This is a genomic window from Pseudomonas viridiflava, from assembly GCF_003702045.1.
GTDB lineage: Bacteria > Pseudomonadota > Gammaproteobacteria > Pseudomonadales > Pseudomonadaceae > Aquipseudomonas > Aquipseudomonas viridiflava_C.
Map to the genome: position 1 here is coordinate 1 of NZ_RBTP01000010.1, position 368 is coordinate 368.

The 368-nt window shown below is 59.8% G+C and carries 1 pseudogene; it reads right to left on the bottom strand.

Annotated features, from left to right (window positions below):
* Positions 1–368, bottom strand: a pseudogene (locus ALP40_RS25470) (calcium-binding protein); the annotation flags it as partial.

Consider the following 368-nt stretch of genomic DNA (forward strand, 5'->3'; position numbering starts at 1 on the left):
CTACATAAGTCAGGCGCTCAACATTGGCCGCCAGGAACGTGTTGGCAGGGTTGATCACCGACACGCGCACTTCGTCGTTGCCGCCGTCAGCCTGCTCGATGATGGTCGGGGCGTAGCCCATGTTGATGTTGTAGATATCGTCACCCGCAGCGCCTTCCAGGCGTACAGCGTTGACGATGGTGTAAGGGCCCGCGGTAAGGACGTCATTGAAAGCCGAGCCGATAACGTTTTCGATCGCCGTCAATGTGCTGCCTTCGGCTTCGCCGCCTGAGCCTGCCGTGCCCGTGCCTAGACGAACATTGATGTTTACTGCGGACGTCGAGCCCGAGTAATCCACGGTGTCGACTCCGGCACCGCCGTCGAAATCC